Source organism: Hymenobacter terricola (assembly GCF_017921975.2).
Taxonomy (GTDB): domain Bacteria; phylum Bacteroidota; class Bacteroidia; order Cytophagales; family Hymenobacteraceae; genus Hymenobacter; species Hymenobacter terricola.
In genome coordinates this window covers 262,447-278,587 of the sequence record NZ_JAGEMO020000007.1, presented here as the reverse complement: position 1 = coordinate 278,587, position 16,141 = coordinate 262,447, and the positions used below count along the sequence as shown (strand labels likewise).

General features: G+C 64.6%; 14 protein-coding genes and 1 riboswitch. Of the genes, 6 read left to right on the top strand and 8 right to left on the bottom strand.

Annotated features, from left to right (window positions below; translation table 11 throughout):
- Positions 1–10 precede the first annotated feature (10 nt).
- From J4G38_RS28940 to J4G38_RS07865, 3 genes are all read right to left on the bottom strand, one after another.
- Positions 11–1,504, bottom strand: coding sequence for a PP2C family protein-serine/threonine phosphatase (locus J4G38_RS28940; RefSeq protein ID WP_210513722.1), 1,494 nt, complete (start codon positions 1,502–1,504; stop codon positions 11–13).
- 180 nt (positions 1,505–1,684) lie between these two features.
- Positions 1,685–3,163, bottom strand: coding sequence for an IMP dehydrogenase (gene guaB / locus J4G38_RS07870; protein ID WP_210513723.1), 1,479 nt, complete (start codon positions 3,161–3,163; stop codon positions 1,685–1,687).
- A gap of 88 nt (positions 3,164–3,251) precedes the next feature.
- The gene (locus J4G38_RS07865; protein WP_210513724.1) at positions 3,252–4,664 is read right to left on the bottom strand and encodes an alpha/beta hydrolase-fold protein; all 1,413 of its coding nucleotides are present in this window, start codon (positions 4,662–4,664) and stop codon (positions 3,252–3,254) included.
- Positions 4,665–4,811: 147 nt separating this feature from the next.
- On the opposite strand from J4G38_RS07865, the gene J4G38_RS07860 reads away from it, so the two are divergent.
- A complete protein-coding gene (locus tag J4G38_RS07860; protein WP_210513725.1) occupies positions 4,812–5,663 on the top strand; it encodes an oxidoreductase in 852 nt (283 codons plus the stop codon).
- A gap of 167 nt (positions 5,664–5,830) precedes the next feature.
- Complete coding sequence (locus J4G38_RS07855) at positions 5,831–6,676, top strand: FRG domain-containing protein (protein ID WP_210513726.1); 846 nt, start codon at positions 5,831–5,833, stop codon at positions 6,674–6,676.
- A gap of 30 nt (positions 6,677–6,706) precedes the next feature.
- On the opposite strand, the gene J4G38_RS07850 is transcribed toward J4G38_RS07855, so the two are convergent.
- The gene (locus J4G38_RS07850) at positions 6,707–7,438 is read right to left on the bottom strand and encodes a DUF2490 domain-containing protein (RefSeq protein WP_210513727.1); all 732 of its coding nucleotides are present in this window, start codon (positions 7,436–7,438) and stop codon (positions 6,707–6,709) included.
- Positions 7,439–7,534: 96 nt separating this feature from the next.
- On the bottom strand, positions 7,535–10,231 hold the full coding sequence (hrpB, locus tag J4G38_RS07845) for an ATP-dependent helicase HrpB (protein ID WP_210513728.1): 2,697 nt from the start codon (positions 10,229–10,231) through the stop codon (positions 7,535–7,537).
- Between the two features lie 193 nt (positions 10,232–10,424).
- On the opposite strand from hrpB, the gene J4G38_RS07840 reads away from it, so the two are divergent.
- The gene (locus J4G38_RS07840; RefSeq protein ID WP_210513729.1) at positions 10,425–11,036 is read left to right on the top strand and encodes a GDSL-type esterase/lipase family protein; all 612 of its coding nucleotides are present in this window, start codon (positions 10,425–10,427) and stop codon (positions 11,034–11,036) included.
- Between the two features lie 56 nt (positions 11,037–11,092).
- Positions 11,093–11,821, top strand: a complete 729-nt coding sequence (locus tag J4G38_RS07835; RefSeq protein ID WP_210513730.1) for an esterase family protein — start codon at positions 11,093–11,095, stop codon at positions 11,819–11,821.
- A 37-nt stretch (positions 11,822–11,858) separates the two neighbouring features.
- Here the strand turns inward: J4G38_RS07835 and J4G38_RS07830 are convergent, their stop codons facing one another.
- A complete protein-coding gene (locus J4G38_RS07830; protein WP_210513731.1) occupies positions 11,859–12,647 on the bottom strand; it encodes a YqjF family protein in 789 nt (262 codons plus the stop codon).
- 125 nt (positions 12,648–12,772) lie between these two features.
- Entirely contained in the window at positions 12,773–13,105 is a 333-nt protein-coding gene (locus J4G38_RS07825; RefSeq protein WP_210513732.1) for a rhodanese-like domain-containing protein, read from the bottom strand.
- A 60-nt stretch (positions 13,106–13,165) separates the two neighbouring features.
- Between J4G38_RS07825 and pnuC the strand changes: the two genes are divergently transcribed.
- Positions 13,166–13,822, top strand: coding sequence for a nicotinamide riboside transporter PnuC (gene pnuC / locus J4G38_RS07820; RefSeq protein WP_210513733.1), 657 nt, complete (start codon positions 13,166–13,168; stop codon positions 13,820–13,822).
- A 165-nt stretch (positions 13,823–13,987) separates the two neighbouring features.
- A complete protein-coding gene (locus tag J4G38_RS07815; RefSeq protein WP_210513734.1) occupies positions 13,988–15,430 on the top strand; it encodes an aldose epimerase family protein in 1,443 nt (480 codons plus the stop codon).
- A 189-nt stretch (positions 15,431–15,619) separates the two neighbouring features.
- On the opposite strand, the gene J4G38_RS07810 is transcribed toward J4G38_RS07815, so the two are convergent.
- On the bottom strand, positions 15,620–15,844 hold the full coding sequence (locus J4G38_RS07810; protein ID WP_210513735.1) for a hypothetical protein: 225 nt from the start codon (positions 15,842–15,844) through the stop codon (positions 15,620–15,622).
- Between the two features lie 173 nt (positions 15,845–16,017).
- A riboswitch (TPP riboswitch) is annotated at positions 16,018–16,123 on the top strand.
- The last annotated feature ends 18 nt before the right edge of the window (positions 16,124–16,141 follow it).

Sequence of the window (16,141 nt, the reverse complement as noted above, 5' to 3'; positions counted from 1 at the left end):
GGGCGATACGTCAGGCCAACGGTGGGGGTTGGGCCGATTTGAATTTAATGACGAGCAGCGTCTGGTCGTCGTGGATGGGAAAGCCCTGCGTGAAGGCGTTCAAGTCCTCGAGGATGAAGTTTTTGATGTCATCGGCTTCCTGAAAATAACTTTCTTCGAGGCGCAGTTTGAGGCGGTCCTCGCCGTACTCGTCAGTGCCGGTGCCGCCACGGGCTTCCACGATGCCGTCGGTGTAAATCACCATCACGTCGCCGGGGCTGTAGTCGTAAAACTGGTTTTTGATGTGCTTCTCGTAGCTCTCGTTGCGGATGATGCCGAGGCCGAGGCCCTGCGATTCGAAGTAGAATACTTCCTCGCGCAGGGCGTGGTAGTAGAGCGTGTGGCAGTGCCCAGCGCGGGCAAAGACGAAGCCTCCCTGCTCATAATCAATGATGTAGAGCGAAGAGGTGATGAACGACGACTTTTCCAGGCAGTGGATGAGGGCCGTGTTGGCCTGCGCCATGAACTTGCTGGGGACCGGGAATTTGTCGCGCTCGTTCTTGGCCAGGGGATTTTCCTGCATCAGCGAGTGGAAAATTCCTTTCATCTGGGCCATGTGGAAAGCGGCCGTCACGCCCTTGCCACTCACGTCGCCGATGATGACGGCCAGCCGCCGGCCCGGCAGGTGCAGAAAGTCGTAGAAGTCGCCGCCCACTTCCTTTGCTGCCAGCGAATGCGAGCTGATGTCAAACCAGTTATCCGTCGGCAGATTCTTCGGGATGAGGCTATCCTGGACCTGGGAGGCAATCTTGAGTTCCTCCTGGGTGCGTTGGTTGGCCAGCGAGGTGCGCACCAGCTCCAGGTTTTCGATGCTGAGCACGGCCTGGCTGGTGAATGTTTGCAGAACGCTGAGGTCTTCGGTAACGAAGGTGTGCGGCTCAACTTTGAGCAGGTGCAGCATACCGTAAGTGAAGTGCATGCCGCGCAAGGGCAGCTGCAGCAGCGAACGAAATTTCTGCGGCAAGCCTTCGAACCCAGCCCGGAGGTTTAGGTCATTCGTAATGAATTCGCCCTCAGGCAGGTTGTGGAGATTGAGGAGCTTCCGCAACTCGTCGGCCTGGCCCGGCGCCAAATTGACGTATTGCGTGGCGTTGGGCGTTTCCGCTTCGGTGTGGTCGGGTGCGAGGTCGAGCCAGGCGGCATCGGCCTGCACCGTTTGCACCGCCGATTCGAGGAGAATGCGGTAAACTTCCCCCGACGTTTGGCCGCGCTGGATGATTTGGACCAGGTGCTGCAGACTCTGGATTTCGGTGCGGCGCAACGAGGTTGCCTTTTCAATTGACACCGCCGGGGGCCGGAACAGCAGCGCGGCCAGCAGGCCCAGCACGCCCAGGTCGGCGGCCAGCATCAGCCAGGTTATCCACTGGGGAGCCCCGGCGCCGCCAAGACCCAACAGGTTGACCATCACCAAGCCGCCGCTCAGCAATGCCAGCAAAAAACCAAGATACAGGAGCGGATGACGCACAGACAGAAACTAGGAATAACACAAGCATACCAGCCCGTCGCGTCGTTGCCAACGCTCAACCGGCATGCAAGATACAATCACGCGCCCAAAACCAATGAGGGGGTTACCGTCCGGTTTCAAGAAAAAACGTCAGCATTCGCTGACGTTTTTTCTTGAGAAACAGCCCGTGACGGAAGCCGCCTACCGGCTCGAATAATTGGGAGCTTCGCGGGTGATTTGTACGTCGTGCGGGTGCGATTCGCGCAGGCCGGCCCCGGTGATGCGCACGAACTGCGCGGCTTGCAGCGCCTCAATATTGGCGGCGCCCACGTAGCCCATGCCGGCGCGCAGCCCGCCCGCCAGCTGGTAAATCACCTCCGATACATTGCCCTTGAACGGTACGCGGCCCACGATGCCCTCCGGCACCAGCTTCTTCACGTCGTCCTCGGCGTCCTGGAAATACCGGTCCTTGCTGCCGTCTTCCATGGCTTCCACCGAGCCCATGCCGCGGTACGACTTGTACTTGCGGCCTTCGTAAATAATGAGCTCGCCGGGAGCTTCCTCGGTGCCGGCCAGCAGCGAGCCCACCATCACGGCGGCGGCCCCGCCGGCCAGCGCCTTCACCAGGTCGCCGGAGAATTTGATGCCGCCATCGGCCACCAGCGTCACGCCGGTGCCCTCCAGGCCGCGGGCCGCTTCGAGCACGGCCGAAAGCTGCGGCACCCCAATGCCGGCGATGATGCGCGTGGTGCAGATGGAGCCCGGCCCCACGCCCACCTTCACGCAGTCGGCCCCGGCGTCGGCCAGGGCGCGGGCGCCAGCAGCGGTGGCCACGTTGCCAGCCATCACGTCGAGGTTCGGGTAGGCGGCTTTGATGGCGCGCACGGCGTCCATTACGCCCCTGGAGTGGCCGTGGGCAGTGTCGAGGCTGACAATGTCAACCCCGGCCTCAACCAGCGCGGCTACGCGCTGAAGCAAATCGGGCGTCACGCCCACAGCGGCGCCGACGCGCAGGCGGCCCTGGCTGTCTTTGCTGGCGTGGGGGGCGCGGCGGCGCTTGCGGATGTCCTTATAAGTCATGAGGCCGGCGAGGTGGCCGTTGCTGTCCACCAAGGGCAGCTTGTCGACTTTGCTGTCTTGCAGCAGCTCCTCGGCGGCGGTTTGGTCGATGCCGGCGGGGGCGGTCACGAGGCGGGCCAGGGGCACCATTACGGTGGTTACGGACTGGGTGAGGTCGCGCTCGAAGCGTAAATCGCGGTTGGTGAGGATGCCTTCGAGGCGGCGGTCCTCAGAAATAATCGGAATGCCGCCGATGCCGTGCTTGCGCATCAGGTGGCGGGCGTCGCCCAGGGTGGCGGAGGGCGGCAGGGTGAACGGGTCCTGAATCAGAGCCGACTCGCTGCGCTTGACGCGCCGCACCTGGTCGGCCTGGGCCTTGATGGACATATTCTTGTGAATAATGCCCAGGCCGCCTTCCTGCGCCAGCGCGATGGCCATGTCGGACTCCGTGACGGTGTCCATGGCCGCCGAAATGAGCGGGGTTTGCAGCCGGATGTTGGGGGTGAGGCGGGTGCCGGTGTCGCAGTCTCGGGGCAAAACCTCGGAGTACGCTGGCAGCAGCAGTACGTCGTCGTAGGTTAGCGCCTCGAAGGCAATTTTTGGGGTTGCGGAATCCGCCATGGCAAAAGGGGTTGGGGGTTGGTGCCTTTTGCCAGTCAAAGGTACGGCGGGAAGTTGGGTTAAAAATCTGTCAATAGAAGGCGTGGGGTTATTCTTTAATGAACTTCACGGTGCTCACTTCACTGCCCGCCTCAATTCTGGACAGATACAGCCCGCGGGCCAGAGCCGGCAGCACCACGGCTTCGCCGTGGTGCACAGTCGTTTGGAGTACCGTGCGCCCCTGCACATCGCTGATGCTGAGCTGGGCCTGGGCCAGGTTTTGCGGCAAACTCACGCGCAACTCCCGGGCGACTGGGTTCGGATACAGACTCACCGCCAGGCGTTGGCTCGGGCGGGCGGCGGTGGCAGTGGCCGGGGCATACAGCCACGAATACCCGGCCGGAAACTCGCGCCGCCAGAACCATTCGGCGTGCTGGCCATCGGTGCGGGTGTTGAAGTTGAGGTTGGCCGTGGGCACGCCGCCGCGCCGCAGTGAGTCGCGCATGGCGGCCATCTGGGGCACCATGGTGGTGCTTTCGGTGGTGCCGCTCACAAAGTAGAAGCGGGTGTTGGGGTTGGCGGGGTGCTGGTGGACGTATTGAAACAGTTGGGTGTCGGCAAACCAGTAGGCCGGCGAAAACACGCCCACTTTGCCAAACACGGCGGGTTCGCGCAGGGCCGCGTAGGTGGCAATAAGTGCGCCCATGCTGGAGCCGCCGATGCCGGTATTCTCGCGGCTGGGCAGGGTGCGGTAGGTGGCGTCGATGTAGGGCTTGAGGGTCTGGACCAGGAAATCGACGTACAAATCGCCCTGGCCGCCGCCGTACTGCGGGTTGTTCCAGGGCGAGTATTCGTCGAGGCGGTTGGGGCCATTGTCCACGGCCACCACGATGCAGCCGGTGGGGTCCTGGCCGCTGGCGGCTAGCTGGTTCAGGGCTTCATCCACGCCCCACTCGCCGGCAAAGGAAGTGAGGTTGTCGAACACGTTCTGGCCGTCCTGCAGGTACAGCACCGGATAGCGGCGGCCGCTGCTGGCGTAGCCGGGCGGCAGGTACAGCCACACGCGCCGGGTGCGCCCCAGCTGCGGCATGGCAAACGTGGTAGAAATCACGCTCACGTTGGCGGCCGCCGTGGAGGTGCCGGTGGGAGTACCGCCGGCCAAATCCTCCCAGTTCAGCACCTGGCACAGCACCGGCCCGCTACTGCTCCCCACAGTGTAGCTGCGGTTGGACACCGCGCCATTGGTGGCATTGGTTTCGACGGCGGCCCAGGTGCCGCGCGTGAATTTGTATTCGATGATGCCCGTCACGCTGGCGGGCAGGGTGATGGAGTAGGTGCCATCGGTGGCATTGTAGGTGAGGGCATGGGCGGCGCTGCCGGGGGCCCAGTTGTTGAAAATGCCGGCAATGTAGAGCGTGGCATTGGCCGGCGTGTTAGCCGGCACGGCCGTGATTTTGAACGTGACCTGAGCCTGGGCGGTGAGGCCCAGTAGGGTCAGCAGCAGGGAGAAAAGCTTTCTCATCGAATAAACGGAGCAGTGGGTGGGAAGGGAAAAATTTGCGGAGCGCGAAGGTACGGCAAAGGCAGTAAGCCAATGTTTCGGGCCCAAAACGCAAACAATTTCCTGCTTCAGCCCGTCTTAGCACCTACCATTTCACAGACTGATTTTATGCCTGATTCCACTCCCCAAACCTGGTTTATCACCGGGGCCTCGTCCGGCTTCGGCGAAGCCCTGGCCGAATACGTGCTCGAAAAGGGCGGCCGCGTGGTCGCCACCTTCCGCAAAGCCGAGCAAGCCGACGAATTTACCGCCAAAGCCGACGGCCGCACTCTGGGCGTGGTGTGCGACGTGACCGACGAAGCCCAGGTGAAAACGGCCGTGGCCGATGCCCTGGCCCATTTCGGCCAGCTCGACGTCATCGTCAACAATGCCGGCTACGGCTCCATGGGCAGCATCGAAGAAGTGCCCGCCGAAGAAGTGCAGCGGCAATTCGACGTGAACGTGTTTGGCGCCTTGCACGTGCTGCGGGCCGTGCTGCCGCAGCTGCGCAAGCAGCGCTCGGGCCACATCCTCAACATCACCAGCATCGGCGGGCTGAAAACTTTCCCCGGCGTGGGCATCTACAATGCCAGCAAATTTGCCCTAGAGGCCATCGGCGAAAGCCTGAGCCAGCAGGTGGGGCCGCTGGGGATTAAGGTCACCAACATCGAGCCTAGCGGCTTCCGCACCAAATGGGCGGGGGAATCGGCGACCATCGCCAATACCAAAATCGACGATTACCAGCCCACGGTGGGCGAAAACCTGCGCGGCATTGAGGGCTACAGCGGCCGTCAGCCCGGCGACCCGGTGCGCGCCGCCCACGCCATGTACGACGTGGTGCAGATGGAAAACCCGCCCCTGCACCTGCCGCTGGGCAAAGCGGCCGTGAAAGGCGCCCGCGACAAGTTTGCCACCCTCACCAAAGAGCTGGAGCAATACGCCGAAGTGGGCAATGCGGCCGACTTTCCGGCGGGCGAATAGGAAAGCATCTTTTGTTGCCGACTACTAAAAACGGTCATGCTGAGCCTGTCGAAGCATCTTTACTGCAATAGTAAATCAAATTACTTGTGCGGTAGAGATGCTTCGACAGGCTCAGCATGACCGTTTTTTAACATTGGCTAGCCTGCCGACCGGCGTATCTTCGCCCCATGCCGCTATCCGCCAACGACTACGAAGCTACCTCTTGGGAAGACCTGCAACGGCTGCTGTTTCAGGACACCTGGGATGCGCGCATTGGGCGGTTCCGGTCGCCGTTTGTGTACCGGGGCGGCCGTTCGCGCCATTTTCAGCTCGAAACCAGCCTGCAACGCCTTGGCGGCGAGTACCACCAGCTGGAGCACCACTTGCTGCGCAACTTCCGCAAGTATGCCCGCGACACGCCCAGTCCCGTGCCCACGCAGGCGGCCAGTACCTGGGACTGGCTGGCGCTGGCCCAGCACCACGGCCTGCCCACGCGCCTGCTCGACTGGACCTACTCGCCCTACGTGGCCCTGCACTTTGCCACCGACGACCTCGACGCCTACCACGAAGATGGCATCATCTGGGCCCTGAACTACGTGAAAGCCGCCGAGCACCTGCCCCAGCGCCTGCGCCAGGCCCTGCGCCAGGAGGGCTCCAACGTCTTCACCTCCGAACTGCTGTTGCCTGTGAGCAGCAGCCTGCGCGAGCTGGAAGAGCTGCAGGCCGAGCCCTACGTGCTGTTTCTGGAGCCGCCCAGCCTCGACGCCCGCATCGTGCATCAATACGCACTTTTCTCCTTGATGAGCACGGCCCAAAGCGTGCTGCACGACTGGCTGGCCGACCGGCCGGAGCTCTACTTCCGCATCATCATCCCGGCCCGCCTGAAGTGGGAAATCCGCGACAAGCTTGACCAGGCCAACATCACCGAGCGGGTGCTGCTGCCGGGCCTTGGCGGCCTCAGCCGCTGGCTGCACCGGCACTACTCCCCGCGCAGCAACGGCCGCAGCTTCCTGGATGACAACGAGATGCGCTAACTGGTGGCGTGAGCCGCTAATCGGGCTTTTTTACAGGCGCACCAGGGCTACGTGGGTGGGAAGGGCTACTGCCACACTCAGTTGCACGGCATTGCGGGACAACGCCATTCCGGCCGCGCCAGCGGCTTGGCTTTGGTGCAGGTAGCTCATTTCCAGCATGGTGCGACGGCTGGCGCGGTAGCCCAGGCCGGCACTGGCGCGGTTTTCTTCCAGAAAGCTGCGGCCCTCCTGCCGCCCCAGGCCCGCAAAAACTTCATCGGCGGCTACTATAAATAAGCTGCCTACTGGTAGCTGGCCGCCCGAATGCAGCGGCACCACCAGGCGTAGCTGGTAGCGCAGGCGCGGGGCAAACCGGAAGGCCGTTTCTGGCGACGAGCGCAGCCACCGCTCCTCGGCGCGGAGGCGGTGGCTGGCGCGCACCGGGCCGGTGGCATCGGCAATGGCTACTTCCTGGTAGAAGCGGTGCTCAGGGGCGGTGGCGCCGTTGGGGCGGCCGCAATCGTTGGCGGCCAGCACGTAGCCGGTGGTCAGGCTAAAGCTGGGCCCTACGTGCAGGCGGAAGCCTACGCGCCCCAGGTGCTGGGCCGTTAGCAAGGCATTGCTCTGGCGGGACTCTACTTCCGAATACAGGCTCCAATGCCCGCGCAAGGGCGAATCCAGGCTCAGCTTTACCCAGCCCACGGGGGCACCCCCGCCCTGGCCATAAGCGGCAGGGCCTGAGGCACACAGCAAAGCCAGCAGCAGCAGGAAGAGGTGTTTCACCTCCTCAAGTTACGGAATTGTTACCTAGTATTATGTAATTGTTACCTTGAGTTGGCAAAACTTAACATTGGCCGGTTCTGCTGGCCCGCTTCTCTGCTACTGCCCCAGCCGCTTTTTGGTGAGTTTGGTCGGGATGTGCTCCATTGGTTTGTCGGGCCAAGGGTGGCGGGGGTAGCGGCCCTTCAAATCCTTGCGCACTTCAAAATAGCCCTTCTCCCAAAAGCTGCGCAAATCGCGCGTGACCTGGGCGGGTCGGCCGCCCGGCGACAGCAGGTGCAGCAGCAGCGGCACGCGCCCGGCAGCCACGGTGGGCGTTTCGGTGAGGCCGAATAATTCCTGGAGTTTCACGGCCAGCACGGGCGCGGCGGGGTCGCTGTAATCCAGGGTGATGTGCGAGCCGCTGGGCACTTCCAGCGCGGCCGGTGCGAAACGGTCGAGGGTTTGGCGCTGGCTCCAGCCACCGGGCAGGCGCGCTAGCAGCGGCTCGCAGAGGTCGAGGCGCTGCACCTGGTCGAGGGTTTTGAGGCCGGAGAGGTGCGGCCCGAGCCAGTCGGCTAATTCCTGAATCAGCGTCTCGTCGTCGAAGGCGGGCCAGATGTTCGTTGCTGGTTGTTCGTTGTCGGTTGTTAGGTCTGAAGAGGCCGGAGTGGGGAAGTGCTGCCGCAGAAACTCCAGCCGCTGCTGAAGCTGGCGGGCGCTGGCCGTCCAGTTTAGCTTGCTCAGGCCGGCTTCCTGCAAATAGGCCAGCAGGGCGCGGGCCACCAATGCCGGTTCAGGCTGGCCAATTACTTTTTCATCCAATAATAAAGCGCCCAAACGGCGCACGCGGCGGCCGGTCACGCGCTGGGCGCTGGGGTCGTAGCGCACTTCGTCGGTGGTCGTAATCTGGTCGGCAAAGGCCAGCTCCAGCTCCTCCTGGCCCAGTGGCGCAGCCAGCGTAGCGCGCGGCGCCGAGGCCGTGCCCGCCAAATGTGCCACCGCGAAAAACGTGGCCTGTGGGTCTACGTCGGTGGTATTCAGGCTCACCCGCTGGCCGGTTACGAGGCGCAGGCGGTCGTGCGCCTCGCGCTGGGCCAGCCGGTCGGGGTAGGCCAGGGCGGTGAGCAATCCGACAGGGGCTGTGCTGATGGATTGCGGTGTTGCGGTGCTGGTTTTCGAGCCCAGCCGGCCGGTGAGGTTGCGGGCCACGTCGCGCACGCGCTGCAAGGTGGCGTGGTGCAGGGTGAGGCCGGGCAGCGGCGGCCGGCCGCTGGCCAGTGCTTCGAGGCGCAGGCGCAGGTCGGGCGGGGCGGGGCGCGTGTCGGTGGGCGAGGCCCAGCGCACCAGGTCGCGCTCGGCCAGCAGCGCCGCCAGAGAAGCGGCCGCTGCGCCGTGGCCCAGCTCCTGCCCGCGCACTACGAGGTGGCCGAGGCGAGGCGGCAGGCCCAGCGCGGCCAGCTTCCGGCCGTGGGGAGTGGGTTTCAGTGACCAGTTAGCAGTGAACAGGGAATAGTTGCTGGATGACAACTGCTCACTGTTCACTGCTAACTGGTCACTGAACAAAGCGCCCAGGCGCAGGAGCAGTTCCCGCGCCTGGGCAAACGCGGCGGCCGGCGGCACATCCAGCCAGCGCAGGCTGGTGGGCTCGGCCGCACCCCAAAGCGCCATTTCCAGCACGAGGCTGCTGAGGTCGGCGGTGTGGATTTCGGGGGGGCGGTGGGCCGGCAGGTTGTGGTGCTCGGCTTCGGTCCAGAGGCGGTAGCAGGTGCCGGGGCCGAGGCGGCCGGCGCGGCCCCGGCGCTGGTCGGCGGCGGCGCGGGCCACGGGCACGGTTTCGAGGGTGGTGAAGCCGGTGCGCGGCACGAAGCGCGGCACCCGCGCAAAGCCGCCGTCAATCACCACCCGCACGCCCTCAATGGTGAGGCTGGTTTCGGCAATGCTGGTGGCGAGGATGACCTTGCGCCGGCCGGCTTTGGCGGGCCGCAGGGCCGCGTCCTGGGTTTCGAGCGGCAATTCGCCGTGCAGCAGGTGCAGGTCGATATTTTCGGCCAGTGAGTCCGTGAGCTTGCGGGCACTGCGCTGCAAGTCGCCCACGCCGGGCAGGAAAACCAGGATGTCGCCCGCCGGGTGCGTGTTTAGCGCGGCGCGCACCTGGGCGGGCACCAGCTCGGCCAGCCGCTCGTTGGGCTTGTTGGGCAGGGCCGAGGCGCGACGCGGGTCGAGGTAATGCGTGTCAATCGGAAACAAAAAACCGGCCGACGACACCACCGGCGCGGGCAGCCACTGGCCCAGCCGCTGGGCTTCCAGCGTGGCGCTCATGATGAGAATGCGCAGCTCGGGCCGCAGCACGGCCTGCGCATCCAGGGCCAGGGCCAGGCCGAGGTCGGCGTTCAAGCTCCGCTCGTGGAATTCGTCGAACACCACGGCGGCCACGCCTTCCAGGGCCGGGTCGTCCTGAATCATGCGCGTGAGAATGCCTTCGGTGATGACTTCCACGCGGGTTTCCTTGCTCACTTTGCTGTCGAGGCGCACGCGGTAGCCGATGGTGCGGCCCACGGGCTCGCCCAGCAATTGGGCCAGGCGGGCGGCGGCGCCGCGCACGGCCAGCTGGCGGGGTTCCAGCACCAGGATTTTATCGTCGGGCTTGCGCCACTCGGCGGCCAGCAGCTCCAGCGGCACCACGGTGGTTTTGCCCGCGCCGGGCGGGGCCTCCAGCACCACGCGGCTGTGGGCGGCCAGCGCGGCCCGCAGCGCGGGCAACGCCGCGAGGATGGGCAAATCGGGGAGGGGCGGCAGGACGAAGGCGGTTGGCATCGGGCCAAAATTACGCCCATTGCCGCCCGGCGCCGCTCAACCTTCACTTAGCCATAACGTTCGGGTGGTGCGGGCATCGTCGCTTACTGCCGACCTTTAGGGGCCGGCAGCGTTTCGGTGGCCTTATCTTGAAGCAGATAGGAGCCGCCGAACGTGCGTGCCCCGCCCCAACAAAGGATTTACGCCGTAACGAATGCAGTGGTACGAGGATGAAGTAGCGCGGCTGGCGCAACGGCCGGTGGAAATGGCCGACGCGCGGCCGAAAGTGGTGTTCTACGGCAGCTCCACGTTCACGCGCTGGCCGGGACTGGCGCAGTCCTTCCCGCAGGTACAAACGGTTAACCTGGGCTTTGGGGGTTCGACGCTGGCGGCCTGCGCCTGGTTTTTTCGGCAGCTGGTGCCCCGGCAGCAGCCCGATGCGCTGCTGCTCTACGCCGGCGACAACGACCTCGGCGACGGCCGCACGCCCGAGGAAGTGGTGCTGTTTTATGAGCACCTCATGGCCTCCATCACGGCCACGCTGGGGGGCATTCCGGTGTGCTTCATTGGCATCAAGCTGAGCCCGGCGCGGCTGCATCTGCGCGCCAGCGTCACGTACGCCAACGACTGCATTCGCCAGCGAATAGCCGCCACGGGGCCGCCCCATTATTACCTGGACGTGAATGCCGCCATGCTGGACGGGCGGGACCAGCCGCCGCTGGCCCTGTTCGAGGCCGACGGCCTGCACCTCTCGCCGCAGGGCTACGCGGTGTGGCAACGCGAAATCGGGGCCCAGCTCGACCGGCTTTACCCGCCCGCCCCGTAGCGCTGGCTCCGGCCGCCATCTTTCTCTATCACCACCCCCTGAAAACTGCTTTGCCGATGCACCGCGAATACCACGAATGGCTGAGCCCGGCCCTGGGCCGCCGAATGGAGCTGCTTGTGTTTGGGGAAGCCGGGGCGCGGGTGCTGTTTTTTCCCACCCGCCGGGCCCGCTTCTTCGACTACGAGAACTGGGGCGTGGTGGAGGCGCTGCGCCCCAAGATTGAGGCCGGCCAGCTCCAGCTTTACTGCGTGGACAGCATCGACGCGGAAAGCCTGTATTGCCCCGACAAGCACCCCGCCGAGCGCATTCAGCGCCACCTGCAGTACGAGCGCTACATTCTGGAAGAGGTGCTGCCCCTCACCCAGCGCCTCAACCCCAACATGTGCCTGATGGCCGCCGGCTGCAGCATGGGCGCCTACCACGCCGTCAACATCGCCTTTCGGCACCCGGAATTATTTGGCCGGGTGGTGGGCATGAGCGGCCGCTACGACCTGACCCAGCCCATGGCCAGCTTCCGCGATTTGTTCCAGGGCTACATTGACGAAGCCGTGTACCTGAACACGCCCAACCGCTTCATCGCCCACCTCGACCACGATTTTTACCTTTCCCACCTGCGCCGGCTCGACATCACGCTGGCCGTCGGGGCTGAGGATGCCTTCCTGGAAAACAACCTCGTGCTCAGCCAGCAGCTCTGGGACAAAGGCATTGCCAACCACCTCCACGTGTGGGCCGAAGAAGCCCACACGCCCCCGGCCTGGCAGCGCATGGTGGAGCTGTATTTGTGAAATTGAAGGGCGAGGCCAGTCCCCATGGCCCCAGCCATTATACCCGTTGCATGGGCCACAGCTCCACGCTCACGGGGCCGCCGGCGTGCAGCACGGGCGGGCCTTCGGGCGTGGGCAGGCCGTGGCTTTCAATCAGGGTCGACTCGTAGTGCAGCACCTGGGCCGAGCGCAGGGGCCACGGCGCGTGCGCCACCCGGCCCCGGTAGAGCTTGGTGTGGGCCTTGTTGCTGGCGTAGAGGCAGTACCGCTCCGTAAGGAAAAAGGCCAGCGAGCCGGGCGCCGAGGGCGGCAGTGGCGGGCCAATTTTCCAGGTGGCCCGGAACGTGGCGGGCGGGGCCCCCGCGTGGGTGCGCGCGGCGGTGAACTGCCGCAAGTCCGCGCTGGGCATGTCCAGACGCATGGTGGCGCGCAGGTAGGGCAGGTGGAAAAACGTACGGGCCGCCCACACCGCCAGCGCATTGGTGGCATCGAGGGAAAAAAACCACACGCCCGGCACGCCGTCGAGGTGCACGTAGGTGCGCACGTTCAGCTCCAGAAACTCGCTGGTGCCGCGCACCGGCGGGCTGATGCGGGTGCGCACCTTCGACATCTGGAACGGCACCACGGCCAGCCACGCCATGCCGTCGTGGGTGTCGACTTGCAGCCGGGGCGGCAGGTGCGGCTGAATGATTTCGGCCGGCACCGGCCAGTGCATAAACAGCAGCTCGCGCCAGTCCTGCCGCATAATGGGGCTGCCTGCGGGCCGCTCGCGCAGGGCCAGGCGCTGGGCCAGCGTAGGCGCGGCGGGCGCGGTCAAAAAGCTGGCGGGAACGGGGAAATCGGGCATAGTTGCTGGTTGCTGGTGGTTCGTTGTCAGCTGTTCGTTACTAGTCAATCGGGTATAAACAATTGACAACTACCGACGAGCAGCTGACGACGAACAACTAACAACGAAGCACCAGCAACTGATTTCTAATACGTCGGAAACGCCGGGTCGACTCGTGCGGCCCAGGCGGCCACGCCGCCCCGCAGGTTCAGCACGTTGGTGCGGCCCAGGCGGTGGCGCAGGTAGCCCAGGGCCTGGGCCGAGCGCACGCCGTGGTGGCAAATGAGCACCACCGGCCCTTCGGCGCGGATTTCGGGCGCCCGGCGCGGCACCTCGGCCAGGGGCACGAGCAGGCTGCCGGGCAGGTGGCAGTAGTCGAATTCTTCGGGCTCGCGCACGTCCACCAGCAGCAGGTCGTCGCCGGCTTGCAGGCGGCGGTGTAGTTCTTCGGGGCTGATTTCCAGCGTTGCGCTTTCCATTGTGGGAGGATTAGGGGACAAAAATAGGTTCGGGGCGTTTTACCTTGCGGCCCCTCACCCATGCCCGTACTTGTGTTCGCTTCCCTGCTGCTGGATATTTCCGCGTCTTTTGCCCAATACCTGCACACCACCACCCCGCTGGAGCTGGTGGCCGTGGTCACGGGCTTTGCCTGCGTGTGGCTGGCCGCGCGCGAGGCCATCTGGAACTTCCCGGTGGCCCTGGTGAGCTGCCTGCTCTATATCTTCGTCTACTACCGGGCGCGGCTCTATTCCGATTGCTACCTCCAGGTCCTGTTCATCGCCCTGAGCCTGTACGGCTGGTACGAGTGGCTGTACGGCGGGCGCGGCAAAACCGAGTTGGGCGTGACGCCCACCACCGGCCGCGAGTGGCTGGCCGGGGCCGCGTTTGCCGTGGTTTTTACGTTGGGTTTCGGCTACTACCTGCGCCACCATACCGACGCCTCGCTGCCGTACCTGGACAGCTTCACCACGGCCGGCAGCATCGTGGCCCAGTACCTGCTCACCCGTAAGCGCCTCGAAAACTGGCTGCTCTGGATATTGGTCGATATCATTTACGTGCCCGTGCTCTGGTATAAGGAATTATACCCTACTAGCTTGCTCTACGCCCTCTATCTGGGGCTGGCGGCCTACGGCTACCGGGAGTGGCGCCGCGATATGCTGACCACGCTCACCGCCTCGCCGCCAGCCACCGCCTGATACCTAAGCGGGTACTGAAAAAAATGCCTCGCAAAATCACAAACCATTACGACCTTTACCCGATTGCTCCGCTGCGAGGCACCCTCATTATCCACCCAATAATGACTCGCTGACGGTTCCCGCCGCCTTCCCTCTTTCTTTCACCTCCTTTCCGCCCCCACCCAGTTGCTGCGCGTTTCCCTTACCGGCCCCGAATCGACGGGCAAATCGACGCTGGCCATGCGGCTGGCGGCGCATTACGGCACCTCCTTTGCCCCCGAGTTTGCCCGTGAGTATCTGGCCGTTTCCGGGCCCCGCTACACTGCCGGAGACCTCGAGGAAATAGCCCGGGGCCAGTTGGCCGCGGAAGCCGAAGCCGCCGCCCGGGCCCATCGCGTGGTGTTCTTCGACAGCGACCTGCTGGTGATAAAAATCTGGGCCGAGCACTCCTTCGGCTCCTGCCCCGAATGGATACTGAAGTGTATCGACCAGCAGCACTACGACCTCGTGCTGCTCATGGGCGTAGACGTTCCCTGGCAGTCCGACCCGCTGCGCGAACACCCGCACCTGCGCCAGCAGTTCTACGACCTTTACCAGCGGGAGCTGCGGGAGCAAATGTCCAACTTTGCCGAAATTTCCGGCGATGAAGAACGCCGCTTCGCCCAGGCCTGCTTTTTGGTGGATGAGCTGCTGTATAGCGCCACCCACCCGCAACCGCTCCTTGTTGAAGAGCCCAAGGTGTCCTACCATCCCGCCCGCTACACCCTGAACACCCCGCGCTGCCGCGCCACCTTTGCCACCCACGGCGCCGAGCTCACCAGCCTGGTCACGACGGCCAACGGCCTTGAGTACGTGTGGCCCGCCGACCCCGCCGTGTGGGCCCGCCACGCGCCGGTGCTGTTTCCCCTGGTGGGCCGCCTGCCCGATGACGCCTACCAGTACCAGGGCCGCGACTACAAGCTGCCCCAGCACGGTTTCGCCCGCGACCAGGAATTTGCCGTGGTGCACCACAGCCCCACCGAGCTGGTGTTCCGGCTGCAGCACGACGAAACCACCCGCACGGTGTTTCCTTTCGCCTTCGAGCTCACCATTACCTATACCCTGCGCGACGCGCTGCTCACCGTGCGCTGGGACGTGCGCAACCCCGCCCCCGACCAGCCGCTGCTCTTTAGCATTGGCGCGCACCCGGCCGTGCGCTGCCCCCTGCTGCCCGGCGAGCTGTTCGAAGACTATTACTTTGAATTTGACCACCCCGTTACCCTGAAGCGCCACCTGCTGCACGGCGGCCTGCTCACCGGCCAAACGGCCCCGGTCCTCACCGAAGGGCGGGAGCTGCCGCTCACCTACGAGCTATTTGCCGACGATGCGCTCGTGTTCAAGCACTACGACTTCACCAACCTCACGCTGCGCTCGCGCCGGTCGGCGCATTTCGTGCGCTTTCGCTTCGATGGCTTTCCCTACCTCGGCCTCTGGACCAAAGGGCCCGGCGCGGGCTTTGTCTGCGTCGAGCCCTGGCACGGCGTGGCCAGCCCCACCGGCGAGCCCGGCGAGCTGCGCGAAAAAGAAGGCATCCTGACCCTGGAGCCCGGCCAGATTTTTACGGCCGCTTACACCATTGAAGTAGGGTAACGCCAGGCGGCACTGCAAGGAGAAGCGGCGTCAAGCCGTGCCACCCGCAGCACCCACCCCGATAACGCGCCAACCCTTCACCACCACATCAAAAAGCCCCGGCTCTCGAGCAGAGCCGGGGCTTTTTGATTCCGTATTTGGGCGCCAGCAACAGGGCGTATTAGTTCAGTTCAGCGCCGCAATGACGGCTTAAATCTCAACCCGGCGCTTATTATAATCCGGTTCCCAGTCGTTGATGGGGCGCGAGATACCAGGCGGCAGGTCCAGGTCGGGCAGGCCGGGGTCGTGCGGTTCGCCGCCGTCGTCGTCGCCGTCGGAGGGCGGCGGGGGCGGTATCACGCGCCGCCGGCGTGGCAGCGCCAGCACAAACAACAAGAAGGCGCAAAGAGCAACGGCGTAAACGAGGCTGAACATGGCGAATGCGGCTGAAGCGGTGCGGAGTATACAACGTATGGCCCCGGCCCGGCGTTGTGCCGAGCGACGTCCCTAAATTAACTGACGTTGAGCAAACCACCAAGCTGCTGCTTACTCTGTGGCCGGCCGGCTGCGAGGCATTAGGGCCGTAGCGGCCCGCGGGTGTACCTTTGCGTCCTGTTTAGGGGTGCTGATGTTGTGCACGACATCGGCTGAGATGATACCCATCGAACCTGAACCGGGTAATGCCGGCGAAGGGAATAAACAATCCGCGGACGTTTCCGCTGCCGCTCCGAC